We start from the raw sequence: 26111 nt of genomic DNA on the forward strand, positions 1-26111 counted from the left end.
AAGGCAAAATGATGCTATTTCCTGAAATATATTACCATAATAGGAATGTTTTTGATAGGCAAACACTACAATGGCTGTTGAATCGTAAATAGAGAAAAGAAATAACACATAAGATGTTTTTCTTTCAATATACTGTACATTTATTCTTTATCGATAATGTGAGAGTACAGATGATAGATAAAAGCATACAAAAGCGGAAAAGTGGCTAATATCCCTATGATAAACAAGAACAAGCCTCCAAGGGCAAAAGACCCCATAAAAAATAGAAAAAGAAATATTTTGAGCGGCTGCTGATTTACCAGACGTACACTTGTTGTCAATGCCTGAAGAATGGATAATTGATCAAAAATAATCAAAGGTACCACCAAAATAGTCAGAGCGTGCATTAAAAACAGACAGAACAGAGCTACCAGATCCAAACTGTTTATTTGAAGGTATAATGATAAAATACTAAAAAGGATTTGTACCATAAAGACAAAGAAAAATACTTTAAGTCCGCTTATTTTTATAAAATACTGAAAAACAGTTCCGATTGTAGGAAGTTTATTTTCTGATACCTTTTTTGCGAGGCTGATAAATCCGGCGCCTACCACTGAAAAGAGCGCATTCAGAAGGGCATTAATGATGAAATAAACAGCAAGTTCATCATTTTCTAATTGCTCAAGGCTGAAGCCCTCCATTTTTTCTAAAGCTTGCTGGGGCGTCTTAAAATAGATAAGTATCACCATCAGATACATAAAGAAAATAACAGCACTTACTAAAAACATAACCAAAGTAGCCGGTAGAAACATTCTCTTAAACGTATCAAAGGTGTCTTTGTATAAACTAATACTGTCTATGGTATAACCGTTTTCTATCCGGTCTTTTATTTTTTTTATCATCGCTGGCATAAAAAAATGCTCTTAAAAAGAGCATTTATGTTTTCTGCAAAATTACTATAAATAATTATCTTATTTCACTAAAAGTGTCGCCTTGTTTAAAGTCACCTGTATTATAGCCTTTCATAAACCAGGCAACGCGTTGTTTTGAAGTTCCGTGTGTAAAGGTTTCAGGTTGTACATGTCCCTGCATTTTAGACTGAATGGCATCATCACCAACTGCCTGTGCTGCGCTTATGGCAATTTCTATATCACCTGCTTCTAATCTGTTTTTATTTCGGCTTGCCCATACTCCGGCATAAAAATCAGCCTGTAATTCCTGTGCAACGGATAATTTGTTTGCTTGGGTTTTTCCGGTCTGCTGTTGTAATCTTCTCACTTCTGCATTGGTACCCAAAAGATGCTGTACATGGTGTCCTATTTCATGTGCAATAACATAAGCGATAGCAAAGTCTCCTTTTTCAGCGCCGAATCGTGTGTGCAATTCTTCAAAAAAACGCAGATCCATATATACCTTTTCATCCGCAGGGCAATAGAACGGACCTGCGGCAGACGTTGCGGATCCGCAAGCGGTATTCACTGCATCATCAAACAGCACCATACCGGGATTTTTGTATGTCATACCGTTTTCTTCAAAAATCTGTTGCCATGTTTCATTGTTATAAACAAATACACTTTTAGAAAATTCACCCAGTGTTTTTTCTTGTTCAGACAATTCTCGTGTGACAACTTCTTGATTTTCTGTGGACTGACCCTGATTGAACTGATCGAGTATTGGAGCTACTGTTTTTCCGAAATCGCCTCCAAACAAACTCAGCAGAACGACTATAATACCCAATATTCCACCACCGATAAGTGTTTTTCCTCCTCCGGATCTGCCGCGGCGGTCTTCAAAATCATCGCTTTGTTTTTTTTCCCATTTCATAGCTATAGCATTTTATCAAATAAAAATAAACTTATTTTTTTAATTAACGACTGATTTCATTCCAAATTACTTCGTCAGGAGTTGCAGCAGTGATTCTTATTTCATCCTTACTTACCGGATGGAGAAACACAAGTCTGCGGGCGTGCAGATGGATACCGCCATCGGGATTGCTGCGGTCTGCACCGTATTTTAAATCGCCTTTGATTGGACTGCCTATCTGGGAAAGCTGACTTCTGATCTGATGATGTCTTCCCGTATGCAATTCGATCTCGAGAGCGGCATAATTTTTTAGTTTTTTAAAAACAGTATAGGTAAGAGATGCTTTTTTACTGTTTGGTACTTCCTTTATATGCGCTTTTGAAGTATTGTTTTTAGGATTTCTTACCAGATAATGAACCAGGGTTTGTTGTTCATGGATTGGTGTGTTTTTGACCACCGCCCAATATGTTTTTTGTGTTTCTCTGTTTTTAAAAGACTCATTTAAACGGCTCAGCGCTTTTGATGTTTTAGCAAATAACACAATTCCTGTTGTAGGGCGATCAAGACGGTGTACCACCCCCAAAAAAACAGCTCCGGGCTTCTGATGTTTTTCTTTGAGGTATTCTTTTACTACATCACTCAAAGGTTTGTCTCCGGTTTTATCTCCCTGAACAATATCACCGACTCTTTTGTTGACAATGATGATATGATTGTCTTCATATAAAACCTCAAGGTTATCTTTTGTGGAAATTATTTTCATAAAAAGGTATAAAAAAACCATCAATATGATGGTTTTAGATAAAAGCAAAATTACAAATTAATATTGTTCCTTTTCGTTCGGAAAATCTTTTGATTTTACATCAGTCACATATTTTCCGATAGCTTGTGTCATATCTTCAAACAGGTTCATATATCTTCTTAGAAAACGAGGACTGAATTCGTGGGTCATTCCTACCATATCATGTAAAACAAGTACCTGACCATCAACGCCACCACCAGCTCCGATACCAATAATGGGAATGCTCACCGACTGTGCTACCTGTTCCGCGAGTTTAGCAGGTATTTTTTCAAGTACTATAGCGAAACAGCCTATTTTTTCGAGCATTTTGGCATCGTCTATCAACTGAGCTGCTTCCTGTTCTTCTTTTGCACGTACCGTATAAGTACCAAATTTATAGATCGATTGTGGAGTTAATCCCAAATGTCCCATTACCGGAATACCGGCTCCGAGAATTTTTTTAATACCTTCCTTGATTTCTTTTCCACCTTCGAGTTTCAATGCATGAGCACCGCTTTCTTTCATAATACGGATTGCTGAATGTAAAGCTGTCTTAGGATCAGACTGATAGGTTCCAAAAGGAAGATCTACAACGACCAGTGCTCTGTTTACTGCACGAACTACAGAAGAGGCGTGGTAAATCATCTGATCCAATGTAATAGGTAGAGTAGTCTCATGACCTGCCATCACATTGCTGGCAGAATCTCCTACAAGAATCACATCTACATGGGCACTGTCCACAATTTTTGCCATGGTGTAATCATAGGCAGTCAACATAGAAATTTTTTCACCATTAGCTTTCATATCAATAAGCGACTTGGTGGTTATGATCTTATAATCTTTTTTTGCAACCGACATTTTATTGAGTGTTAGTTTATATATGTAAAGTTACTTATTTTATTATAAAACACTCTAAAAACTCGAATTTAACAATTGTTACCCGTAAAGTATAGAAGAGGTAATGTTTTTATGAACAAAAGAAAAGAATATCCTGGATAAATTGATGAATGTGAATACCGGTGAGGAATAAAAAAAGACTCCTGAAAAAGAGTCTTAGTTTTTTTTATTAACAATCCGCGAGGTTTACGGCTACTGCCAAACCACCTTCTGATGTTTCTTTGTATTTATTGTTCATATCCTGAGCTGTTCTCCACATGGTGTCCACTACTTTGTCTAAGGGTACTTTAGCATTTTTTGGATCGGTATCCAACGCCAGTTCGGCAGCATTAATGGCTTTTACAGCTCCCATAGTATTGCGTTCGATACACGGTATCTGTACAAGTCCTCCGATCGGATCGCAGGTAAGGCCTAAATGGTGTTCCATTGCAATTTCTGCTGCCATTAATACCTGTGCAGGAGTACCGCCCATAAGCTCACACAAAGCGGCGGCCGCCATAGCTGATGATACGCCGATTTCTGCCTGACATCCACCCATAGCAGCTGATATAGTGGCATTTTTCTTAAATATACTGCCGATAACTCCGGCCACGGTTAGAAACTGTTTGATTTCTTTTTCACCGGCTTTGTGGTTTTCTATAGTCAGATAGTACATAAGTACAGCGGGAATCACCCCGGCGCTGCCATTGGTAGGTGCTGTTACAACTCGGCCTAACGAAGCATTTACTTCATTAACGGAAAGAGCAAAACAGCTTACCCATTTGAGAATCTGACGAAAATATACTTTGGTCTGGCGAATTGTTTCAAGCCATTCCTGAGGATTGTTATAAGGCAATCCGCTTTTTAGTTTTTCATAGGTGTCATAGGCACGTCTGCGAACATGGAGTCCACCCGGTAAAATGCCTTCAGTGTGGCAGCCGATGTAAATACATTCCAGCATGGTGTTCCATATGCGTAACAATTCAGTATGTATTTCTTGATCAGATCGTAATACCTTTTCGTTTTCATAGACAATCTCAGAAATCATCTTATTTTCAGCAACACAATATTGCAAGAGTTCATCTGCGCGGTCAATCGGGAAAGGAAAGTGAGTAGTCTGATCCAGATTTTCTATTTTATCCGGAGTTTCTTCTTTCACAACAAATCCACCACCTATAGAATAAAAGGTTGATTCATATACCTTGTTTTCATACGAAGCCGAAAAAGTAAGTCCGTTAGCATGAAAAGGCAAAAAGTTTTTATTGAAATGAATGTCTTCTTTCATAGAGAAAGACACCATTCGCTCATTTCCCAGATGAAGTTCTCCTTTCGATTTAATGGTTTCAATAATACTACTGATGTCTTCAATAGGTACATACTCGGGATCTGCACCGCTCAATCCCAGCATTACTGCCAAATCAGTGGCATGACCTATTCCTGTCAATGATAAGGAACCATAGAGATCAATGGTAACTTTTGTTATTTTATCAAAAATATGGAGTTGCTTTACTTCCGCTAAAAATTGCTCGGCAGCACGCCAGGGACCTAAAGTGTGAGAACTTGAGGGTCCTACACCAATCTTTAACATATCAAAAACAGAAATATATTCCATAAAAAATAAGATAATTTACAGCTACGAAGATAGCTAAATATTTCTGATGCATTTTTGATAATAATATGAGTATTGTACTTTTTTATTAATATTGTTGGTATATTTGTTTAATTAACATTTATTTAATAAAATTATGGGGAGAATTACTTTTTTTGTGGGGTTGTTTTTTTATTTTTTTTTAAAATAAATGCACAATCTGAAGTGAACTGGATTCACAGCTTTGGAGGAGTTGGTCTGCAGGGATTCGATATTCTGCTAAAAGATTCGGATGCTTTTTATTATGCCGGAGGTTTTGGAAAAGAACAGGATTTCGATTTTTCAAAAAACTCAGAACATATTTTTTATGATCCCGTATTTACAGATCTTACTGTATGGGGCATTGCTATTGCAAAGTATGATATTAACAGCAATCTTTTATGGGCCAAAGGTACGAGACTTAATAGTAACACGGTTTCGTATGCCCACAGTGTAGTAAACAATCAGTCAATATATATGATTGGTAATCTCTCAACAAATTTTGATGCGGATTTGAATGACAATAGTGTTTTGAATCTTAATAAAACAGCGGGATCTATCTCTAATGCTTTTATCGCTAAATACGATTTGAATGGTAATATTATAAAAGGCAAAGTACTCAGGTCATCCATTACCTCCAGATTAAGTAAAATAATACCCGATACTCAAGGGAACCTTTACCTGATTGGTGCCTATCGAGGTACCATCAATTTTGATATCAACGGAACTTCTGTTACCCAGACAGCTGTAAGTATCGGACATAATGATAATGTATTTGTCATAAAAATGAACAGTAATTTTGAAGTACTCTATTATCGTACTTTTGGCAGTATCAGCGATACTCAACTGACAGATGCTGCTGTAGATGCTACGGGTAATTTCTATATGGGAGGTTTCTACAGAGGAAGTCTTGATGTAGATCCCGGCAGCGGTACACATATACTTCAAAATAATTCTGAGTACGATTATAAGTCATTTGTAGTAAAGCTTAATCCTCAGGGCAATTTTTCATGGGGGCATAGTTTTGACCCATCTGTAAATGCAGTTGCGTTAGATAATCAGGGTAATTTTTATCTCGGAGGAAGCTTAAGCGGAACGGCAAACTTTAATATGAATGGGACTGCTTCTAACCATACTTCCTTTACACATCCAAACGGATATTTTCAAAATGCCTTTCTTGCAAAATACAGTCCTTCAGGAGTGCTTACCTGGGTAGATATTACAAATCAGCCAGTGACTACCCTGATCAGAAAAATCAGAATACAGGGTGAGGCTGTGTATACACTTGGAGATGTATACGGTCCGGTTATGTTTAATAATCAGGAGCAAACAGATTTTCCAGCCAATATACGAAGTTCCTTTTGTCTGAAATACAGTAAAACAGGAATTGCTGCTGATTTATTCGGAACAAAAGATCCGGTGGGTCAAAGTGATTTTAGCGATGTAGCTGTAAACGACTATAATTTTATTTCCTATGGATTATATAGAGACAGTGGAGCACAAATCTACAATTACGATGCTTTATTTGAATTGCCGTATGAATCGGAAAGCGTTTCGAATATTTTTGCCCAGTATCTTTTTAGAATTGTTAATACCAATTTGAACAATGAAACATTTGAAGATGAGCAGTTGTTGTACGTTTATCCCAATCCGGCCATTGATTATATTATCATCGCCACTGATGAACAATTTCTGGGCTCAGAGTATGAAATCCTGAATATGAGAGGACAGAGACTCATAAAGGGCAGTATTAAGGAAACGGAACAGAAAGTAATGACTGATTTCTCTGCGGGAGTCTATTATATTAAAATAAGAAAAGCACAGAACGTCATATATTCTCAGAAAATAAGGATAAAATAACACAACTCGTGACAATGTGTCAGTGTAAATAATGTTGTATCGTTATAAAAATGACAAAATACTTGTTTTTTTTGGTTGGCATAATCATTGACTAATAGAAGGCGTGACAAACTCACAAGTAAAAAGAATAACAAAATATAACAACTATAGAAAATGAGTAAAATAATCGGAATTGACTTAGGTACTACAAATTCATGTGTTTCTGTAATGGAAGGTAATGAGCCGGTAGTAATACCTAATGCAGAAGGAAAAAGAACAACACCATCTGTAATAGCTTTTGTTGAAGGTGGTGAAATCAAAGTGGGAGATCCGGCAAAACGTCAAGCTGTGACAAATCCAACAAAAACGATCGCTTCTATCAAGCGTTTCATGGGAGAGAAGTTTTCTGAGATGAAAGCGGAAATAGCGCATGTTCCTTACAAAGTGACTCAGGGAGATAACGATACACCACGTGTAGATATCGACGGGCGTTTATACACACCACAGGAATTGTCTGCTATGACGCTTCAAAAAATGAAAAAAACAGCGGAAGACTATTTAGGTCAGACGGTAACGGAGGCTGTTATTACAGTACCGGCATATTTTAATGATGCGCAACGTCAGGCAACAAAAGAGGCAGGAGAAATTGCTGGTTTAAAAGTGCGTCGTATCATCAACGAACCAACAGCTGCAGCTTTGGCTTACGGATTGGATAAAGGCGGATCTGATAAGAAAATTGCGGTATACGATTTAGGTGGAGGTACTTTTGATATTTCTATCCTTGAATTAGGAGACGGAGTTTTCGAAGTATTATCGACAAACGGTGATACACATTTAGGGGGAGATGATTTTGATCAGGTAATCATCAATTGGCTGGCTTCTGAATTCCAGTCTGCTGAAGGTGTTGATTTAAAAGCAGATCCTATGGCTTTACAGCGTTTAAAAGAAGCGGCTGAAAAAGCAAAAATTGAATTATCTTCTTCAACACAAACAGAGATTAACCTGCCTTATATTACGGCTACAGCAACAGGACCTAAACACTTGGTGCAAACATTGACCCGTTCAAAATTTGAGCAATTAGCAGATGATTTGGTACGCCGTTCTATGTTACCTTGTGAAAAAGCATTAAAAGATGCGGGTATTTCCAAATCAGATATTGATGAGGTAATCTTAGTAGGAGGTTCTACACGTATTCCTGTAATACAGGATCAGGTAGAAAAATTCTTCGGAAAAAAACCATCAAAAGGAGTAAATCCTGATGAGGTAGTAGCAATCGGGGCAGCAATTCAGGGAGGTGTATTGACAGGAGATGTAAAAGATGTATTGTTATTAGACGTAACACCATTGTCTTTGGGTATTGAAACAATGGGAGGTGTATTTACGAAACTGATAGAATCAAACACCACTATTCCTACTAAAAAATCACAGGTATTCTCTACAGCAGCAGATAACCAGCCATCGGTAGAAATCCATGTATTACAGGGAGAGCGTCCAATGGCAAATGATAATAAAACAATCGGACGTTTCCATTTAGACGGAATTCCGCCTGCACAACGTGGAGTACCTCAGATTGAAGTAACTTTTGATATCGATGCCAATGGTATTATCAAAGTTTCAGCAACGGATAAAGGAACCGGAAAATCACATGATATCCGTATTGAAGCTTCTTCAGGATTAACACCGGAAGAAATTGAAAGAATGAGAAAAGAAGCGGAAGCGAATGCAGAGTCTGATAAAAAAGCTAAAGAAACGGCAGATAAACTGAACGAAGCGGACGGAATGATTTTTCAAACAGAAAAACAGCTGACGGAGTTTGGAGATAAATTGTCAGCAGACAATAAATCTAACATTGAAGCGGCTTTAGAAGAGTTGAAAAAGGCTTATGAAACTAAAGATCTTGCTACAATACAGCCGGCACTTGATAAAATCAATGAAGCATGGAAAGCTGCTTCAGAAGAAATGTATAAAGCTCAGGCTGAGCAGGGTGGAGCTCAACAGGCACAGCCAAACCAAGGAGGTGATGCTGGGGATGCTACACAAGATGTAGATTACGAAGAAGTAAAATAAGCAATTACTGATAATTAATCAAAAAACCGCTGTAAATTATATTTACAGCGGTTTTTTGATTATCCTCCTTTTATAATTCTGATCCATTCGTACGAAATAAAAAGAAATTATTTTTAAGCTATTTTTTTATTTTTTAAAATAGCTTTAATTTCGGCATTTGTTGATTATTTTAAGAGAATTAAGTGTGTTTATATTTAAAATGTTATCATTTGTTTTTTAATTATAAGCTATTTAAATACAATATTGTTCTTGAAATAAAGTATGTTTACGATAAAAGAAAAACCTTATGGAAAATCCCATACTTAAAATAGAGAAAATAAAAGCAGAAAAGCGACTTGACTATTTTACTTCTGCATTTATTTTTGTGTATTGGCTCGCTGTATTTTACAGATACAATCACATTCCAGATGTTATTCCTATTCATTATGACATCGATGGTTCTATTGATAATTATGGCAACAAGATTTTTATTTTTATTTCTCCTTTTCTTGCTACTATTATTTATTTAGGTTTGTTTTTTGGTGTAAAAAAGCCACATAAATTTCATTATAATGTTACTATAACAACGGAAAATTCAGAAAGACAATATAGAAATGCCTTGCAAATGATAAGAGTATTAAATCTTGGTATTGTTTTCTCGTTTTTTATAATTGACATCCCAATATTATTTACCCAAGATGGTATTTTTAAAGAACTGAATGAGGTTTTATTTATCTTAATAGGAATCGTTCCAATTTTTATAATAGCCTATTACACATCAAAATCTTATAAAATTAATTAGTTGTCAAACAAGGGGTTATTATACTTTTCCCTTTTTCGGCAATTTTTTGTTTATACCAGACTTATAGGAATGCAATGTACCTGCCTATGAGTTCATATCTTTCCTTAATCTGTTTTTCAGTTTGAGTGCCGGGTATTAAAACAGGTGTGAAGGAAATCATTATTGCTAAACTGTTCAACTTACAATTTATAGAAGTATGGTTATCATTGTACATTATTATACGATGTAAAATGAAACAGCTTTCTGCCTTGTTTTTTATATTTTTGAAATATGAAAGCATCTTTTAGCCCTTTTATTAACGAAAACACTCATTCATTATTTTTAGGTACTTTGCCGGGAGAAAGATCCTTATCTGAGCAAAGGTATTATGCGCATCCTCAAAATAAGTTCTGGAAACTCTTTTATGATGTTTTTGAGGCAGAATTAAATAGTGAATATGAAGATAGAGTACGTTATCTGCAAACTAAAGGTTTTGGTCTGTGGGATGTGGTGCGTCAGGCACACAGAGAAGGCAGTCTGGATAGTGCCATAAAAAACAGGGAAATTAATGATTTTGAAACTCTTTTAAAGCAATATCCTAATGTGGGTACATTTTATTTTACGAGTCAACAGGCTTATCAATGGTTTTTTAAGGTTTATAAAGATTCGCTTCCGGTTCGTTTAGTGGTGCTGGCCTCACCAAGTCCTGCTAATGCCCGTTTACGATATGAAGAAAAACTGGCAGACTGGAAAGTGAAAATCAATCCATAAAAAAATCCGACTTATAAAGCCGGATTTTTAACGCACTAATAAACTAAGATGACAGGTTTATCGTATACGGTCGGCAGATTTTACAAGGTCTTCGTCCTTTTTGATGGCTTTATTAGCAAAAACTAATAAAAAAATAGAAACAACAGGAAGAAACATCCCAATACCTTTCTCAGAAACCGTAGCTTCTCCAGATAAATTTAGCGACTGATACACAAATAATCCTAGTAATATAAAGTTCAATATCATATTCAATCTGTTATACACAAATTGGGATTGTCTTTTTTTGTATCCTAAAATAGCAATAACACTTAACGCGGCAGCAGCTCCGAAAAGAACTACGTACAACGTATTCTGACCCGCATATACATCTTTTCCGTTCATGTCTTTCCATAATGGAAATAGCAGAGAAAGAATCCCTGAAACAACAAAAACAAGAAATAAATAAACAGTTTGTATCCTTTGAATCATTTGGATCTGGTATTTCTTACAAAAATACAGTTTCTTTTTCTTAAATACCTATTGTTTATTAAAAAAAAATTGTAATATTGCATTAGAAATTCGTAAGTGCTTCATTATACGAGTAATCTCTGGCAAAAATCACTTCAATTTATTATTTTCAAAAAAAATAAACAACAAATAAGTCATATATGTTTGACATTTCTTTATTAAAAGATATGAAGCTTGTTGAGCTTCAGGAAATCGCAAAAACTCTTGATATTAAAAGTTATCGTACATTAAGAAAAAATGAAATAATCGAAAATATCTTAGAATTTCAAAGTAAGCATACGAGTGCTCAGGAACCTCCTGCTCCGGAAGCAGCCAAAGAAGAGGTAAAAGAGCAATCGAAAAGGAAACGTATTGTAAGAACTGAAGCTGTTGCAGAGCAACCTAAGCATGAACCGCATGCGCAAAAGGTAAATGAAACAGAACATACAGAATCTGACAGCGAAGTAAAAGAAGCAGATAACGGTTCACGTGTCCCTCAACAAAGAAAACCTCAAAAAGATTTTGACCGGAAAGGTAAAGAACAGCATTCCAAATCCAATAAAAATACACCTCCTGTTTCAAAGGAAAATACTTCTTCCGAAGTAAATGAGTCTACAGACGATACCCCAAAAGCGGCCCAAAACCAATTCAAAAATAAAAATCAACAAAACCAGAATTCAAATCAGAAAAAACCGAACTACCGGGAACCTGACTATGAGTTTGACGGAATCATTGAAACTGAAGGAGTTTTAGAAATGATGCCGGACGGATACGGATTTTTACGTTCGTCTGATTATGGCTATTTTTCTTCTCCTGATGATATTTATTTGTCTCAGTCGCAAATACGTTTGTTTGGTCTTAAAACAGGTGATACCGTTAAGGGAGTTGTGCGTCCTCCGAAAGAAGGAGAAAAGTTTTTTCCCCTTATTAAAGTAAAAAAAATCAACGGGCATGATCCGGAAGCTGTTCGCGATCGTATTGCATTCGAACACTTAACGCCTTTATTTCCTAATGAAAAATTTAATCTGGCAAGCAGAAACAGTTCTATTTCTACGCGTATTATAGATTTGTTTGCTCCAATTGGAAAAGGACAACGCGGTATGATTGTGGCACAGCCAAAAACAGGTAAAACTGTTTTATTAAAAGATATTGCGAATACTATTGCTTCAAATCACCCGGAAGTTTATCTGATCGTGTTACTTATCGATGAACGTCCGGAAGAGGTAACCGATATGCAACGAAGTGTGCGGGGAGAAGTAGTGGCTTCTACTTTTGACGAACCTGCAGAAAAACATGTGAAACTGGCTAATATCGTTTTAGAAAAAGCAAAACGATTGGTAGAATGCGGTCTTGATGTAGTTATCCTGTTAGATTCAATCACACGTCTTGCAAGAGCTTATAATACGGTACAGCCTGCTTCAGGTAGAGTCCTTTCCGGAGGGGTTGATGCAAATGCACTTCAAAAACCAAAACGTTTTTTCGGTGCGGCACGTAATATTGAAAACGGAGGTTCATTAAGTATCATAGCAACAGCGCTTACAGATACGGGATCAAAAATGGATGAGGTTATTTTTGAAGAATTTAAAGGTACCGGTAACATGGAATTGCAATTGGATCGTAAGATTGCTAATAAACGTATTTTCCCGGCTGTTGATCTTACCTCGTCAAGTACACGCCGTGATGATTTACTATTAGATCCTGAAGTGTTACAGCGTATGTGGATTGTAAGGAATCACCTGGCAGATATGAACTCTGTAGAAGCGATGACGCTTATCTATGATAAAATAAAGAAGACTACCTCAAACGAGGAATTTTTACATACCATGAATGATTAATTATAAGTCAATTATAGATTCTTCAAAAAGCTGTCTGATTTCAGACGGCTTTTTTTATTTAAAGTTTATTACTAAGTTTGTTTTAAACAAGATAACGGATGAATAAGAATATTTTGTATTTCTATGGCGTACTATTTGCTACCTTACTGGTAAGTGTAATCATATATTATCAGTTTAATCAAAAGAAAACAACAGATATCGAAAATACGTTTGCGACTCCCGAAGAGGCTAATGCAGCCGTAAAAAAAGCCTTACAGAATGTTTCTGCCCATATAAACCAAGGAATTATTTCAGTGAAACATCTGGAAGAATTTGAAAAAACAAAAAACAAAATATCTAAAAAATGAAGACGATTGTATGTTATATAGCGTTCATAAGTTTCTTTCTGACAAGTCAGAAACTATTGGCTCAGGATGTTTTTGACAAGTTCCAAAAGCAACCCAATGTAGAAACAGTTGTGGTCAACAAAAAAATGTTTCAGATGATGGCTAATGTAAAGATGGATTCAAATGATAAAGAAAATCAAGCCTATCTCGCATTGATCAAAAAACTGGATTTGTTGACAACGTATAAAACAAAAAATGCAGGTAAATCAGCAGAACTAAAAACAGCCGTTACTCAATATACCGGATCAAAAAATATGGATCAGCTAATGACGGTAAATGAGAAAGGAAACAATATTGTGTTTTATGTAAACAAAGCGGCAACCAGAAATAATATCAATGAATTGGTAATGTTTACAGATGGTGCGGGTACAAGTGAAACAGTAGTATTGATACTTACCGGAAATTTCAGTCTTGATGAGATATCAGCTTTGACTTCTAAAATGAACATTCCCGGTGGCGGGGCTATCAGTAAAGCTGCTAAATAATAAAAGGATTTGTAATGCATTACAAACCCTTTTATTTATTATATATTGTTTTATTTTTACTTAGTGTGCATGTCCTTCCGTATTACTGAGTTTGGCATTGATAAAGAATGCTCCTTTTGTAGCAATCTTTGCATCTGTCGGAATATTTTTTGAAACAAGCGTAATAGCGGTATAGCCTGCTTCGGAAGTACCTTTAAGTATTTCTACCTTTTCAAAACGGGTTTGTTTTACTTCTTTGGCATGGTCATGACTTTCTCCTTCTTTGTGTTCGTGTTCCGGTTCTTTGTCACTTAAAACAAAAATATAGTATTTTCCTCCATCTCCGACAATAGCATCATTGGGTACAGATGGCGTACTGGCTTTTTCCAGACTGATCAGTCCTGTTACATTCATTCCGTTGATCAGTCCTTTTTTATTTCCGGTAACTTCACTGTGAACAGCTACTGTTTTACTGTCGTTTTCAAAGGAAGAACCGATACTGAATATAGTGGCACTGTATTGCTCTGTTGGATTATTGGTAAGAGTAAAATAAATGGTCTGTCCCATTTTTAATTTAGGCAAATCTTTTTCAAACACCTGTAAATCTAAGTGTAATTTAGAATTATCAACAATTTCAGCCACGGGTGAAGATACATCTACATAACTGCCAATTTTAGCAAAAATGTTGCTTACGGTGCCTGAGACCGGGCTGGTTACGTTTAATGATGCCTGCAAATTACTATTGCTGATGGTTGCCGGATTGATTCCCATCAGCTGTATCTGTTTCTCAAGAGAAGCTTTTCGCGCCCGGAAATTTTTTATCTGTGTATCTACATTTTGAAGATTTTTTAAAGCACCCGCACCTCCTTCATTCAATTCTTTCTGACGAGCAATTTCCTGCTCTGTCAAAGAGATATTATTTTTAATCGTCATATATTCTTCCTGTAATTGTACAAACTGTGGGTTTTCAATACGGGCAATAACCTGACCTTTTTTTACATAGTCTCCGATTTCAATAGGAAGACTTTTGATAACGCCGCCAAATAGGGAAGTAGCATTGGCCTGACTGTTATTCGGAACTTTTAGAAAACCGTTTGCTTTGATGGTAGCAGTGAGTTGTCTTTCTTCTATTTTACCAAAAGTAATACCAACTGCTTTAATTTGTTCATCATTTAGCGTTGCTATTTCTTCTTCTGACTCATCATGTTCTTCTTTCTCCGTAGCTTCTTTCTTGGTTTCTGATCCATGATTGTGACCGTCTCCTTCTTTGTGTTTTGTGCAGGCAGTAAGAGAAAGTACCAAAAAGAGTACTCCCGAAATTTTAATTATTTTTTTTATAGATAGCATCATAGCTTTATTATTTGTTAATTAATGAATTAATATCAATTACCGATTGATTAATTTTCTGGATCGCTTCTAAATATTTTAACTGAACATTCGTTGCCATATTCAATGCATACAGATATTCTACATAGGATATTTCACCTGTTTTATACCCGAGTTGCGAAATGGTGATCATTTCTTCTGAATTAGGTAATGCTTGTTTGTAGTAATAGTTATACTGTCTCACATTTTGTTCATATTGCTGCATTGAATTCTCAAAATCGGTAATTAATTGCTGTCGTTGCATCTCAGCAGATAGTTCGGCAGCCTGTTTCTGAGCTTCTAATGAGCGTATACGTGATTTTGTGGCACCGAAAGTAATGGGAATAGTGATACCAACATCAAAAAAACTAAAACGCTGGCTTCTTCCGTAATAGCTGTCTATGTTATTCTTTGTGTGCATACCAATCAGGGACACATTGTTGTACCCCAGACTGATATCGGGTAACGCTTGTGCTTTTTCCACTTTCTTGCTTTGTTCTGCAATTTTTGCCTGTTGCAGCAAAGCATTTATTTTTGGATGATTGGCTACTGCATCACTGTTTATGACCGAGCTTAAAAACATTGGACTGAAGGTTTCTTTCTGAATGTTGAAATCTTCTTTTATCTGTAAAAGCGTTTTCAGATTCTTATAGGCATTTTGAATGTATATTTCATTTTGCTGATACAACAATGTAATTTCTCCGCGTTGCGTTTCTGCTGTATTGATATCTATTTTTCGTGTATCTCCTGTTTTATAACGCAGAGAAGCAATTTTTACAAAGTCTTCATACAGGCCATCTAAGTAACGCAGCTTTTCGGCATTATTTTCAAGAAATCTCAATTGATAATAGTAGCTTCTGACCTGACTTTTTAATTCATTTACTGAATTTTGTTTATCCCATTCCTTTCCTTGTGTCTGTGCTTCGAATAATTGTTTTTTCGCTCCGAAAAGAGTGGGGAAAGGGATGCTTTGTGAAATCTGGATACCATCGTTATACTCAAAGCCTTCATTGTTCCCGTATTGAAAAGAAACATTGGTTTTAGGTAGTTCAAATGATGATTGTTCCAGTTTTTGAGCAGCTTCTTTATTTAAGGATGCTGCTTTGATATTCAAATTGTTTTCCAGTGCCAGATCAATAGCTTCATCAAGTGTTATGATTCTGGTTTGGGCACTGGAATCTGAAGTGCCCAATAACATAAAAGTTATAATTAGTGTGGTGAAAACAGCTTTCATCAGATATCTTTTTTAGATTTATTTTTTCCGTTAAAAGTAATATACAGCAACGGCAGTATAAATAGTGTAAGCAAAGTGGCAGAAATAAGCCCTCCGATGACTACAGTTGCCAAAGGTTTCTGGACTTCAGCTCCTGCACCAGTACTGATTGCCATTGGTAAAAATCCGAAACTGGCTACCATTGCAGTCATTAAAACCGGTCTCAATCTGGTTTTTGTCCCCTCAATAACTCTTGGAACAAGGTCTTTCCACCCCTCTTTTTCCAGCCTGTTAAAAGTGGTTATCAATACAATTCCGTTTAAAACAGCAATACCAAACAAAGCAATAAAACCGACACCTGCGGAGATACTAAAGGGCATTCCTCGGAGTAACATCGCAAATACACCTCCGATAGCACTCATAGGGATGGCTGCATATACAAGTAAGGCTTCCCGTATCGAATGAAAGGTAAAATATAACAAAATAAAAATCAGCAGTAATGAGATGGGTACAGCCACTAAAAGTCTGTCAGTTGCTTTCTGGAGGTTTTCAAACTGCCCTCCATAGGTAAAATAATATCCTGACGGAAGTTTGACTTCTGTATCTAATTTTGCCTGTATTTCTTTTACTACGCTGGCAACATCTCTGTTCTGTACATTAAATCCGATAACGATTCTTCTTTTACCATCTTCCCGGCTTATTTGCGCAGGTCCCAGTTTGTAATCAATTTTTGCAATTTGTGAAAGCGGAATTTGATTACCGTTTGCCATTGGAACAAATAAATTGTTGACATCTTCAATCGAACTTCTGTGAAGACTGTCCAGACGAACAACAAGGTCAAATCTTCTCTCGTTTTCATATACAACGCCTGCAGCTTTTCCGGCAAAAGCCGTACTAATGATACTGTTAACATCCTGTACGTTCAAACCGTAATTTGCCATTCGGGTGCGGTCGTATTCAATATTGATCTGAGGTAAACCTGATACGCGTTCTACCTGAGGTGAAGTAGCGCCTTCAACACTTTGGATTACAGCACTTACTTTATTTGCATATTCCAGTAATACATCCAGATCTTCACCGAAAATTTTTACGGCTACATCTTGTCGTATTCCTGTCATCAGTTCATTGAAACGCATTTGTATCGGCTGGTTTTTTTCAAAGAAAACTCCGGGAATTGCTTCCAGTTTTTCATTGATTTCTTCTGCTAGTTCATCATAAGTTTTTTTTGTTTTCCATTCTTTTTGCGGTTTCAAAATCACCATCATATCTGTTGCTTCCGGCGGCATGGGGTCGGTAGGTACTTCAGCCGCTCCTGTTTTCCCTACAACCATTTTCACTTCATCAAATTCTTTGATGATTCGGGATGCCTGCATAGATGTTTCGATACTCTGGCTCAGGGAAGTTCCCTGAGGTAATATGCAATGGTAGGCAAAATCACCCTCTCCTAATGTCGGTAGAAATTCGCCTCCCATTCTGGAAAAAAGATAAATACTGAAGGCAAATAAGCTCACAGAAAGTCCTATAAATATATACTTTGCTTTGATGGCTTTATGCAATAATGGCTCGTATATTTTTTGCAGAAAATCCATTAGTTTGTCCGAGAAATTCTTTTTACCACTCATCTTTTTAGGCAAGAACAATGCACTCATCATAGGAATGTATGTAAACGATAAAATAAGTGCACCTAAGATTGCGAAACCTACTGTTTTAGCCATAGGCGTAAACATTTTTCCTTCAATGCCTACCAATGTAAGAATCGGTATATAAACAATAAGAATAATAATTTCTCCGAAAGCGGCACTCGTACGGATTTTTGAAGCCGACACAAATACTTCCTCGTCCATTTCCTGTTGTGTAAGACGTTTCATGGACTTCCTCATTCCAAGATGGTGCATAGTGGCTTCCACCACAATGACAGATCCGTCAATGATCAGTCCGAAATCAATAGCTCCCAAACTCATAAGGTTGGCACTCACTCCAAAAAGATTCATCATGGCCAGTGCGAAAAGCATGGATAAAGGAATGGCAGAAGCAACGATGAGTCCGGCTCTTAAATTCCCAAGAAAAATAACCAGAACAAAGATAACAATCAAAGCACCTTCAATAAGGTTTGTTTTTACCGTGTTCATAGCTCTTCCTACCAAATCGGTACGGTCGAGATAAGGTTCTATAATAACATCGTCAGGAAGTGATTTCTGGATGGTAGGGATTTTTTCTTTAACCCTGTTTACTACTTTATCTGCATTTTCTCCTTTGAGCATCATGACAACACCTCCAACAGCGTCAACCTCTCCGTTATAAGTCATGGCTCCGTAACGGACAGCACTTCCAAAGCGAACTTCTGCTACATCTTTTATAAAAATCGGCACGCTGCCGGTATCATTTTTTACTACAATATTGCCTACATCTTCTAATGTCTTTACAAGACCAACTCCACGTATAAAATAGGCATTTGGTTTTTTGTCAATATAAGCACCTCCAGTATTTTCATTGTTTTTTTCCAATGCAGTAAAGATATCAGTAATACTGATGCTCATTGCTTTTAACCGATCCGGATTTACAGCTACTTCATATTGTTTGAGTAAACCTCCGAAACTATTGATTTCTGCAATTCCGGGAGTTCCATATAACTGGCGGGCTACAATCCAATCCTGCATAGTCCGGAGATCCATAGCAGTATATTTTTTTTCACTTCCTTTTTTAGGATGTAATATATATTGATATACTTCTCCTAAACCGGTACTTACAGGGGCTAATTCAGGTATTCCGATTCCGGCAGGAATTTTACTTTCAGCTTCTTTTAATCTTTCAGATATGAGCTGTCTTGCAAAATAAATATCAACATCATCATCGAATACAACTGTTATAACAGAAAGACCAAATCTTGAAATACTTCTTACCTCTTCTAAATCAGGAAGGTTTACAATACTTTGTTCGATAGGGAAGGTTACTAATTGCTCTACTTCCTGCCCGGCAAGAGTAGGACATAGCGTAATAATCTGGACTTGATTGTTGGTGATGTCGGGTTGTGCATCGATAGGGATTTTTGTGGCACTCCATATTCCCCAGATGACTAATAACAAAGTCATTATGGCAATAATGAATTTGTTCTTTATAGAGAACTTGATTATAGTATCTAACATGAATTTTTTAATTAAAAATTAATTATTGAATATTCTGAATATAAATTTCAGATAGTATATAAAGAAAACAGCTGTTTTTGCAGTGTGCAAGAAACAGTTATCCTCTTCAAAGACTGGTTACAATAAATTAAGCTTTAATTTTTGGCGGCTGCCAGATACTATCAATATAACTGGAGTATTCCGGATTGTTATATATAATTTCACGCGCACCATTCATGGGTATCAATGCTGAAAAACTTAGAGTTTCAGGTAGAGAAATAGAAGCAATGATACTGCCACAACAGTTACAACTACAAAAAGGACTGCATAAATCTGTCTTGTTTGAATGATCGTGACCGTTGTGATTTATTGAACTCTGTGTGAGGGTTTTCAGTGGTGTAAAGATATTACTCAGAGGCATACTGTCACTACATGGTACTAAAGATAAGGCCATGATAAAAACAGATAATATGAAGACTCTTAGTTTCATTAACGCCGTAAAGGTAAAAATTTTTTCTTCTTCATAGCAACGTATTTATGAATAAATTAGGGAATTGTAAATAAATATTTTGTAAACAGAATATTTTTTTTCCTCAAAAAGAAATGGAATTTAATGGATTAGAAAGGGATATTCTGTTTTTTTATATATTTAATACTGTCGAATCAGAGGCATTTTTTAGCAATTGAGAGTTATATCATTTTAGTCTTTATGATTTGCTCAATGGGAAGTTTTTTATTTATGGACTATTTTTTTACATCATGCATCACAATTTACTTTTAATTCTGTGCTTACTATTTGTTGTTTTCTTGCTTGTAATGCTGGCACAGCGTATCAGGGTTGCTTATCCTGTATTTTTAGTAATAGCAGGTCTCGGAATCAGTTTTATTCCCGGAGTTCCGGAACTTCATTTAGACCCTGAACTTATTTTTCTGTTTTTTCTGCCTCCTCTGCTGTATTAAGCTGCATGGTATACTTCATGGAATAACTTTTGGAAGTGGAAGAGACCGATTGCTTTACTGGCTTTTGGACTCGTATTTTTTACGTCTTCCATTATTGCCTATACATCAGCTCTGCTTATTCCCGGTTTTACTCTGGCTTTGGGTTTTTTATTAGGAGGTATTGTTTCTCCTCCTGATGCAGTAGCTGCTGCAACGGTTTTAAAAGGAATGAAAGTACCTAAAAGACTTATGACAATATTGGAAGGAGAAAGCCTTATAAATGATGCTTCTTCTTTGATTGTTTTCCGGTTTGCACTGGCAGCTGTATTGACCGGAACTTTTTCGATGCAGGAGGCAACGGGCCAGTTTTTTATGGTAGCAGGTATGGGCACAGTAGTTGGTCTGGCAGGAGCGCATATTCTTTATGTAATTCATCGCTTTTTACCTACTACTCCTCCAATTGATGCGGCTTTAACGGTAATGACTCCGTATATACTTTTTCTCTGTGCAGAACAATTTCATTTTTCAGGAGTAATGGCCGTAGTGAGTGGTGGATTGTTCATGTCTTACAGAGCTCATGAAGTTTTTAAAACCGGAAGTACCCGCTTGAATATGCTGGGAGTATGGACAACGCTTATTTTTGTCATGAACGCATTAGTGTTTATTCTGATTGGATTAGAGTTACCTGAAATCATACGTGGATTAGGAAGTTATTCTATTGCCGATGGTATTCGTTATGGATTGATTATAAGTGCAATTACTATTGTATTGCGTTATCTGTGGGTATATCCTTCAGCTTATATTCCGAGATGGTTAAGTGCCAAAGCAAGAAGAGATCCATCACCAGGCTGGAAAGGTCCTTTAATCATCAGCTGGGCAGGAATGAGAGGAGTAGTCTCTTTGGCAACGGCATTGTCAATTCCGGTTCTTATGGACAACGGTGTAACTTTTCCACAAAGGAACCTGATCATATTTACGACTTTTGTCGTCATTTTTGTTACTCTTGTTTTTCAGGGTTTAACATTACCTTTAGTGATCAAGCTTATTAAAATTGAAGAAATTGATGATATTATGCCTGAAGATGAACAGCAGGCGCGTATACAGTTGTGTCTGGATGATGTAGCGATAAGATTACTCGAAAAATATGGTAACTCAGATGCTGAAGGAAATGAATTGATAGCTTTGTACAGAACAACTATAAAAAATGAAGTATATAATATACAGCAACGTTTAGAATCTTTTGAATGTGGAGAGATTAAGCATAAAGAAATCAAGAAATACCATTCTTTACTTATGAAAATTTATTCTGAGCAGCGTAAGGAATTGTTCAGACTAAAAAAGGAGCATGCATTTGAAGATGAAGAAATAAGAAAAGCTGAAGTACAGATTGATTTAAATGAATTAAAAATAACAGGATCCGGTCATCTGTAAATATTTATAAAATTGTTTTATTGATAATTTTGTTTTATTGTTAAAGTATTCATAATTTTTTTTGTATATTTAAGAAAGAATATTCATTAATTAAATATATGATTGATATGACTGCGACTCAAAATGAATACAACAAACAGCAAAAAACATTAAAAATTCTGTCGGCAATTTTTTTGTTTTTATCCTATGTTATAGGTATTGGTGCATTGATAATCACTGTTTATCTTTTGGCTACACCAAGAGGAACCGGAGCATGGATTTTACCAGCTTTTAGTTTTCTTACGGGAGCAATTGTGTTTTTGTTTCTTTACTCTTTTTCAAAAGTCATTAATCTGCTTATTCAAATCAGTAATAAATGAAAAAGAAACTAATAGGTTTATTGTGTATTCTTGCTTTTATTTCCTGTAATAATAAAAGCAGTGAAACTGAAACAGTTGATGTAGTGTTGATTGGTGGCGGTATAATGAGTGTTACTTTGGCTAATATGCTTCATGAATTAGACCCCAATCTTACTATGGTCACCTATGAAAGACTTGAGGCCGTAGGTATGGAAAGTTCAGCAGCGCTGAATAATGCAGGTACAGGACATGCTGCTTTGTGTGAGCTTAATTATACGCCGGAGTTAAGTGACGGAAGCATTGATATTCATAAAGCAGTGGAAGTAAATGAGTCTTTTGAAGTTTCTAAACAGTTTTGGTCTTATCTGGTAGCCAATCATAAAATAAGTTCAGCTTCGAAATTTATAAACCCCACTTCACACATGAGTTTTGTAATTGGAGAAAAAGACAGCGAATATCTTAAAAAACGTTTTTTAGCACTCCAAAAACATCCATTGTTTACAGGGATGGAATTTACTGAAGATTCTGAACTGATCAAGCAATGGGCTCCTCTGATTATGAAAGAAAGGGATTCCCGTCAGAAAATTGCGGCTACAAAAATTGATATTGGTACTGATGTAAATTTTGGTGCTCTTACAGAAGAGTTAGCCTCTAATATGGAAAAATCATCTAATATGCGGATAGAATTTAACCATGAGGTTATTAATATTAAACGAAATAAAGATGCTACCTGGAGAGTAACCGTAAAGGATCTCAAAAATAATATTTTGAAAAGCATTCATTCAAAATTTGTTTTTATTGGAGCTGGCGGAGCCACCCTTCCTTTACTTGAAAAAACCAACATCCCAGAAGCAAGAGGTTATGGTGGTTTTCCGGTGAGCGGTGAGTGGCTTGTATGTAATAATCCTGATATTATTGCACAACATGCAGCAAAAGTATACGGCAAAGCTTCTGTTGGCTCACCTCCGATGTCGGTACCTCATTTAGATACACGAATCATCAATGGAAAAAAAGAACTACTTTTTGGTCCGTTTGCCGGCTTTTCTCCAAAATTTTTAAAGAATGGCAAATGGACTGATCTTCCGGAATCTTTTAATTTTTACAACCTAAGACCTGTTTTAGAAGCAGGGCTTGATAATATACCGCTGACAAAATATCTTATAGAACAGGTTGTCTTGACTCCGGAACAACGTTTAGAGGCTTTAAGACAGTATATGCCTACAGCTCAAATGAAGGATTGGGATCTTAAGATTGCCGGACAAAGAGTACAGGTGATAAAACTTGATGATACTACAAAAGGCGGTATTTTACAGTTTGGAACGGAAGTGGTAACCGCTTCAGATGGGAGTGTAGCCGCATTATTAGGCGCGTCACCGGGTGCGTCTACGTCAGTATCTATTATGCTTAAAGTAGTAGAAAAATGCTATGCAGATAAAATGAAAACACCTGAGTGGCAAGCCAAGATGAAAAAAATGATCCCTTCTTATGGTAAAAAGCTTTCTGAAAATCTTGATATGGCAAATGAGATCAGAAAGTACAATGCGGAAACTTTGGGATTGATTTGGAAAGAAATTGATACCAATAAATATAATATGAAGGTAGATCAATAAAAATAAGATATGTAATTTACTATATAGAAGTAAAGTAGAGGCTGCATTAGCAGCCTCTGTTTTATTTTAGAAAATCTTCTTTTTTATATTCGGGATTAGGATATTGGTAAAAACCTTCGCCTGCCGCAACACCTAATTTTCCACTATCTATAAAATTCGTTTTGAGGTATTCTACCGTTTTGATTTTTAAAGGATCTTTTGTAGAATCTGCAGCCATTTTATTGATGTTATATGCAGTGGTAATCCCTACAATATCAAGAATACCAAAAGGTCCCACCGGAGCACCGGTTGCTACCATCCATGTTTTGTCTATTGTAGCTACATCAGCTACGCCTTCCACCAATAGATTGGTCGCTGCACTTAGGAAGGGTACCAACAACGAGTTTACAATATATCCGGGTTGTTCCTTATGTAACGGAAGAGCGACCATACCTATTGATTTAGCAAATGAAACAACCGTTTCAAATACTTGCGGATCTGTGCCCGAATGCCCCATGATTTCAGCTGTATTGTGCTTCCAGATTTCATTGGCAAAATGCAAGGCTAAAAACTGTGAAGGTCTATGAGTTGATTTTGCAAACTGGCTTGGCAGCAGTGTTGAAGAGTTTGTGGCAAAAATGGTTTTTAGAGGAGCTGCTTTGGAAAGTTTCTCATAAAAATCCATTTTTATTTTTGGATTTTCCGGAATGGCTTCAATCACCAAATCAGCATCTTTAACAGCTAAACTAAGGTCTGATGAATAGTTGAGGTTATTGAAAGCTGTTTCTAACTGATGGTCTGTAGCTTTCAGGTCTTCTTTATAGGCTGTGCTGAGTCTGTTAAAAGTTATTTTTGCTTTTTCTAAAATTGCGTCACTGATGTCATATACAGTGACTTTATATCCGTAAAAAGCAGTTTGAAAAGCAATTTGTGCTCCTAAAACACCACTTCCGGCTACAGTTACATTATTAATTTCCATAGTTTATGTATTTGAGATAGGTTTGTTATTGAGATATTGTCTGAATCTGATAAACTTATATCTATTGAACTCAATATCAATATGAGTAAAAGCATATATTTTCGATTGCCGACATGACATATTGTTTGTAAACATTGGTTTCTGAACAAGATCAGATTTTGATATTCTGAAATGAGTTCATTTATAAAAAAAAATCTTTTTTCTTTATGGGAACTGTCAAAAGAAGAATGCGAATCGTTTATTTTTTTGCAGGTATACTTCATCTTTTCGGATTTAGAATCCTTTAGTTCGAATATAACCAAAAAATTTTTATCGAACTCTTTTAGTTTATAAAAAATGAAAGAAATTTATGCTAGCAATACTATGTTTTCACTATGGAATGTTATAGCATACGGTCTCAAGTTGTATAGGAGACCGAATGTTTTAAAAGATGATATTAAGTATGTGCAAGAAGCGGAATCATAAGCTGATGTTCCTTAAATAAACTTTCTAACTCTTTTGAAACAAAAAGAGTGAGATCTTCTTCTTTGTATGGGGTAAAGGTTACGTCTTTATCCTGCGGTGTAAACCCATACACAACCTCTGTAATCTCAGGATTGCTTAATGCCTGTATTATGTCATTCATATCTACATTTCTCAATTTAAATACATAGAGAAGGTGCAACACGTTTTCTTCAATTTGTGCTATTGCTATAGTGTCTAAAGCTTCTATATGAAATACAGCGTTCTTAAAGCCAAAATCAGGATAGGCATAGCAATAGAAAAAAGTAAGATCAAGATTCTTAAGGTTAAAAAAAGAATTTGGGTGCGCATGTTCAATATAAGTTTCTAATAGCTTTCTGTTGTTTTCATGATCCATATCTAATTGTTTTACATGAAAAGAGGATTGTTTATAGTGAATCTTTTTGCCAGCCTGAAATTCGTTTACCGGTATAAAACCAAATTTTGGATAAAAATCTAAAACCGAATTATTTGCAAACAGAAACATCCCCTCAATTTTATCATTAAAATCCTGCTGAATTCTTTGCATAAGATAGCGTGATAGTCCCTGTTTTTGAAAGTGTTTTTTGGTCATCACAGTGCCAATTTGTGCCCAAACTTTTTTCTCTGACGCTACTATTACTTCGAATAAGGTTACCGTTGTGTGGGATACAATTTCTTCTTTATAAAATATCGAATAGAGACAACAATTGTTTTTCCAATATCCGGATTGGTAAAAGCTCTCAAAATCGAAACCCCATTCTTTTTCTGTCATATTATTGAACTCAAAACGTTTTTTTTCATCCGTCTGATATTCAATATATAAGTTATATGTTTTATCGTTTACTAAAATACTTTCTGTTTTCATCTTCTATGTTTTTTACAAAATTCCTTACAATTCGTGACAATCTGTTGTACTCAAAGCATTAAATAATGTGCAAATGGTTCTTTTATAGAGGCTATTAATTATTTTTGTAAGTATTG

At 36.0% G+C, this 26111-nt stretch carries 23 protein-coding genes and 1 pseudogene; 11 read left to right on the forward strand and 13 right to left on the reverse strand.

Annotated elements, in window-relative coordinates; genetic code table 11:
* Positions 1–140: 140 nt before the first annotated feature.
* The 5 genes from QW060_RS02710 to QW060_RS02730 form a co-directional block, all read right to left on the reverse strand.
* The gene (locus QW060_RS02710) at positions 141–890 is read right to left on the reverse strand and encodes a hypothetical protein (RefSeq protein ID WP_290362175.1); all 750 of its coding nucleotides are present in this window, start codon (positions 888–890) and stop codon (positions 141–143) included.
* A gap of 55 nt (positions 891–945) precedes the next feature.
* Entirely contained in the window at positions 946–1803 is an 858-nt protein-coding gene (gene ypfJ, locus QW060_RS02715) for a KPN_02809 family neutral zinc metallopeptidase (protein WP_290362176.1), read from the reverse strand.
* A 43-nt stretch (positions 1804–1846) separates the two neighbouring features.
* On the reverse strand, positions 1847–2542 hold the full coding sequence (locus QW060_RS02720; protein WP_290362177.1) for an RluA family pseudouridine synthase: 696 nt from the start codon (positions 2540–2542) through the stop codon (positions 1847–1849).
* A 57-nt stretch (positions 2543–2599) separates the two neighbouring features.
* Positions 2600–3418, reverse strand: a complete 819-nt coding sequence (panB, locus tag QW060_RS02725; protein ID WP_290362178.1) for a 3-methyl-2-oxobutanoate hydroxymethyltransferase — start codon at positions 3416–3418, stop codon at positions 2600–2602.
* A 208-nt stretch (positions 3419–3626) separates the two neighbouring features.
* Complete coding sequence (locus QW060_RS02730) at positions 3627–5048, reverse strand: L-serine ammonia-lyase (RefSeq protein ID WP_290362179.1); 1422 nt, start codon at positions 5046–5048, stop codon at positions 3627–3629.
* Between the two features lie 201 nt (positions 5049–5249).
* On the opposite strand from QW060_RS02730, the gene QW060_RS02735 reads away from it, so the two are divergent.
* From QW060_RS02735 to QW060_RS02745, 3 genes are all read left to right on the forward strand, one after another.
* Positions 5250–6923: a T9SS type A sorting domain-containing protein gene (locus QW060_RS02735; RefSeq protein WP_290362180.1), complete on the forward strand. Its 1674-nt coding sequence runs from the start codon at positions 5250–5252 to the stop codon at positions 6921–6923.
* Between the two features lie 153 nt (positions 6924–7076).
* Positions 7077–8969 carry a molecular chaperone DnaK gene (gene dnaK / locus QW060_RS02740; protein WP_290362181.1) on the forward strand — a complete coding sequence of 631 codons (1893 nt, stop codon included), beginning with the start codon at positions 7077–7079 and terminating at the stop codon, positions 8967–8969.
* A gap of 286 nt (positions 8970–9255) precedes the next feature.
* Positions 9256–9750: a DUF1648 domain-containing protein gene (locus tag QW060_RS02745; RefSeq protein WP_290362182.1), complete on the forward strand. Its 495-nt coding sequence runs from the start codon at positions 9256–9258 to the stop codon at positions 9748–9750.
* A 61-nt stretch (positions 9751–9811) separates the two neighbouring features.
* On the opposite strand, the gene QW060_RS02750 is transcribed toward QW060_RS02745, so the two are convergent.
* Entirely contained in the window at positions 9812–10030 is a 219-nt protein-coding gene (locus QW060_RS02750) for a hypothetical protein (RefSeq protein ID WP_290362183.1), read from the reverse strand.
* On the opposite strand from QW060_RS02750, the gene QW060_RS02755 reads away from it, so the two are divergent.
* Positions 10021–10500: a DNA-deoxyinosine glycosylase gene (locus QW060_RS02755; protein ID WP_290362184.1), complete on the forward strand. Its 480-nt coding sequence runs from the start codon at positions 10021–10023 to the stop codon at positions 10498–10500. The genes QW060_RS02750 and QW060_RS02755 overlap by 10 nt on opposite strands.
* Before the next feature lie 57 nt (positions 10501–10557).
* Here QW060_RS02755 and QW060_RS02760 read toward each other — a convergent pair whose 3' ends face one another.
* Positions 10558–10968: a DUF4293 domain-containing protein gene (locus QW060_RS02760; RefSeq protein ID WP_290362185.1), complete on the reverse strand. Its 411-nt coding sequence runs from the start codon at positions 10966–10968 to the stop codon at positions 10558–10560.
* Between the two features lie 179 nt (positions 10969–11147).
* Between QW060_RS02760 and rho the strand changes: the two genes are divergently transcribed.
* The 3 genes from rho to QW060_RS02775 all read left to right on the forward strand — a co-directional run bounded on the left by rho (position 11148) and on the right by QW060_RS02775 (position 13692).
* Positions 11148–12821, forward strand: a complete 1674-nt coding sequence (gene rho / locus QW060_RS02765; protein WP_290362186.1) for a transcription termination factor Rho — start codon at positions 11148–11150, stop codon at positions 12819–12821.
* Positions 12822–12919: 98 nt separating this feature from the next.
* Complete coding sequence (locus QW060_RS02770; RefSeq protein WP_290362187.1) at positions 12920–13168, forward strand: hypothetical protein; 249 nt, start codon at positions 12920–12922, stop codon at positions 13166–13168.
* Positions 13165–13692: a DUF4252 domain-containing protein gene (locus QW060_RS02775; RefSeq protein ID WP_290362188.1), complete on the forward strand. Its 528-nt coding sequence runs from the start codon at positions 13165–13167 to the stop codon at positions 13690–13692. The genes QW060_RS02770 and QW060_RS02775 overlap by 4 nt, the downstream gene beginning before the upstream one ends.
* Positions 13693–13752: 60 nt before the next feature.
* On the opposite strand, the gene QW060_RS02780 is transcribed toward QW060_RS02775, so the two are convergent.
* The 3 genes and pseudogenes from QW060_RS02780 to QW060_RS02790 all read right to left on the reverse strand — a co-directional run bounded on the left by QW060_RS02780 (position 13753) and on the right by QW060_RS02790 (position 19861).
* The gene (locus tag QW060_RS02780) at positions 13753–15021 is read right to left on the reverse strand and encodes an efflux RND transporter periplasmic adaptor subunit (protein ID WP_290362189.1); all 1269 of its coding nucleotides are present in this window, start codon (positions 15019–15021) and stop codon (positions 13753–13755) included.
* A 7-nt stretch (positions 15022–15028) separates the two neighbouring features.
* Positions 15029–19392, reverse strand: a pseudogene (locus tag QW060_RS02785) (CusA/CzcA family heavy metal efflux RND transporter).
* A 127-nt stretch (positions 19393–19519) separates the two neighbouring features.
* Positions 19520–19861, reverse strand: a complete 342-nt coding sequence (locus QW060_RS02790) for a DUF6660 family protein (protein WP_290362190.1) — start codon at positions 19859–19861, stop codon at positions 19520–19522.
* 269 nt (positions 19862–20130) lie between these two features.
* Between QW060_RS02790 and QW060_RS02795 the strand changes: the two genes are divergently transcribed.
* From QW060_RS02795 to mqo, 4 genes are all read left to right on the forward strand, one after another.
* Complete coding sequence (locus tag QW060_RS02795) at positions 20131–20331, forward strand: hypothetical protein (RefSeq protein ID WP_290362191.1); 201 nt, start codon at positions 20131–20133, stop codon at positions 20329–20331.
* A 57-nt stretch (positions 20332–20388) separates the two neighbouring features.
* Positions 20389–21741 (forward strand): cation:proton antiporter, encoded by a 1353-nt coding sequence (locus tag QW060_RS02800; RefSeq protein ID WP_397386085.1) that lies wholly within the window; start codon positions 20389–20391, stop codon positions 21739–21741.
* A gap of 98 nt (positions 21742–21839) precedes the next feature.
* Entirely contained in the window at positions 21840–22100 is a 261-nt protein-coding gene (locus QW060_RS02805; RefSeq protein WP_290362192.1) for a hypothetical protein, read from the forward strand.
* Positions 22097–23689, forward strand: a complete 1593-nt coding sequence (gene mqo, locus QW060_RS02810) for a malate dehydrogenase (quinone) (RefSeq protein WP_290362193.1) — start codon at positions 22097–22099, stop codon at positions 23687–23689. Before QW060_RS02805 ends, mqo begins: the two co-directional genes overlap by 4 nt.
* 61 nt (positions 23690–23750) lie before the next feature.
* Here mqo and QW060_RS02815 read toward each other — a convergent pair whose 3' ends face one another.
* The 3 genes from QW060_RS02815 to QW060_RS02825 form a co-directional block, all read right to left on the reverse strand.
* Positions 23751–24647, reverse strand: coding sequence for a 3-hydroxyacyl-CoA dehydrogenase (locus tag QW060_RS02815; protein WP_290362194.1), 897 nt, complete (start codon positions 24645–24647; stop codon positions 23751–23753).
* Positions 24629–24949: a hypothetical protein gene (locus QW060_RS02820; protein WP_290362195.1), complete on the reverse strand. Its 321-nt coding sequence runs from the start codon at positions 24947–24949 to the stop codon at positions 24629–24631. Before QW060_RS02820 ends, QW060_RS02815 begins: the two co-directional genes overlap by 19 nt.
* A 134-nt stretch (positions 24950–25083) precedes the next feature.
* On the reverse strand, positions 25084–25995 hold the full coding sequence (locus QW060_RS02825) for a GNAT family N-acetyltransferase (protein ID WP_290362196.1): 912 nt from the start codon (positions 25993–25995) through the stop codon (positions 25084–25086).
* Between the last annotated feature and the right edge of the window lie 116 nt (positions 25996–26111).

The organism is Paenimyroides ceti, assembly GCF_030409925.1.

Bases quoted from the DNA above. Each gene is read 5' to 3' on its own strand.
- QW060_RS02710 (WP_290362175.1), bottom strand. From the start codon at position 890: ATGCCAGCGATGATAAAAAAAATAAAAGACCGGATAGAAAACGGTTAT.
- ypfJ (WP_290362176.1), bottom strand. From the start codon at position 1,803: ATGAAATGGGAAAAAAAACAAAGCGATGATTTTGAAGACCGCCGCGGC.
- QW060_RS02720 (WP_290362177.1), bottom strand. From the start codon at position 2,542: ATGAAAATAATTTCCACAAAAGATAACCTTGAGGTTTTATATGAAGAC.
- panB (WP_290362178.1), bottom strand. From the start codon at position 3,418: ATGTCGGTTGCAAAAAAAGATTATAAGATCATAACCACCAAGTCGCTT.
- QW060_RS02730 (WP_290362179.1), bottom strand. From the start codon at position 5,048: ATGGAATATATTTCTGTTTTTGATATGTTAAAGATTGGTGTAGGACCC.
- dnaK (WP_290362181.1), top strand. From the start codon at position 7,077: ATGAGTAAAATAATCGGAATTGACTTAGGTACTACAAATTCATGTGTT.
- QW060_RS02745 (WP_290362182.1), top strand. From the start codon at position 9,256: ATGGAAAATCCCATACTTAAAATAGAGAAAATAAAAGCAGAAAAGCGA.
- QW060_RS02755 (WP_290362184.1), top strand. From the start codon at position 10,021: ATGAAAGCATCTTTTAGCCCTTTTATTAACGAAAACACTCATTCATTA.
- QW060_RS02750 (WP_290362183.1), bottom strand. From the start codon at position 10,030: ATGCTTTCATATTTCAAAAATATAAAAAACAAGGCAGAAAGCTGTTTC.
- QW060_RS02760 (WP_290362185.1), bottom strand. From the start codon at position 10,968: ATGATTCAAAGGATACAAACTGTTTATTTATTTCTTGTTTTTGTTGTT.
- rho (WP_290362186.1), top strand. From the start codon at position 11,148: ATGTTTGACATTTCTTTATTAAAAGATATGAAGCTTGTTGAGCTTCAG.
- QW060_RS02770 (WP_290362187.1), top strand. From the start codon at position 12,920: ATGAATAAGAATATTTTGTATTTCTATGGCGTACTATTTGCTACCTTA.
- QW060_RS02775 (WP_290362188.1), top strand. From the start codon at position 13,165: ATGAAGACGATTGTATGTTATATAGCGTTCATAAGTTTCTTTCTGACA.
- QW060_RS02780 (WP_290362189.1), bottom strand. From the start codon at position 15,021: ATGATGCTATCTATAAAAAAAATAATTAAAATTTCGGGAGTACTCTTT.
- QW060_RS02790 (WP_290362190.1), bottom strand. From the start codon at position 19,861: ATGAAACTAAGAGTCTTCATATTATCTGTTTTTATCATGGCCTTATCT.
- QW060_RS02795 (WP_290362191.1), top strand. From the start codon at position 20,131: ATGCATCACAATTTACTTTTAATTCTGTGCTTACTATTTGTTGTTTTC.
- QW060_RS02805 (WP_290362192.1), top strand. From the start codon at position 21,840: ATGATTGATATGACTGCGACTCAAAATGAATACAACAAACAGCAAAAA.
- mqo (WP_290362193.1), top strand. From the start codon at position 22,097: ATGAAAAAGAAACTAATAGGTTTATTGTGTATTCTTGCTTTTATTTCC.
- QW060_RS02815 (WP_290362194.1), bottom strand. From the start codon at position 24,647: ATGGAAATTAATAATGTAACTGTAGCCGGAAGTGGTGTTTTAGGAGCA.
- QW060_RS02825 (WP_290362196.1), bottom strand. From the start codon at position 25,995: ATGAAAACAGAAAGTATTTTAGTAAACGATAAAACATATAACTTATAT.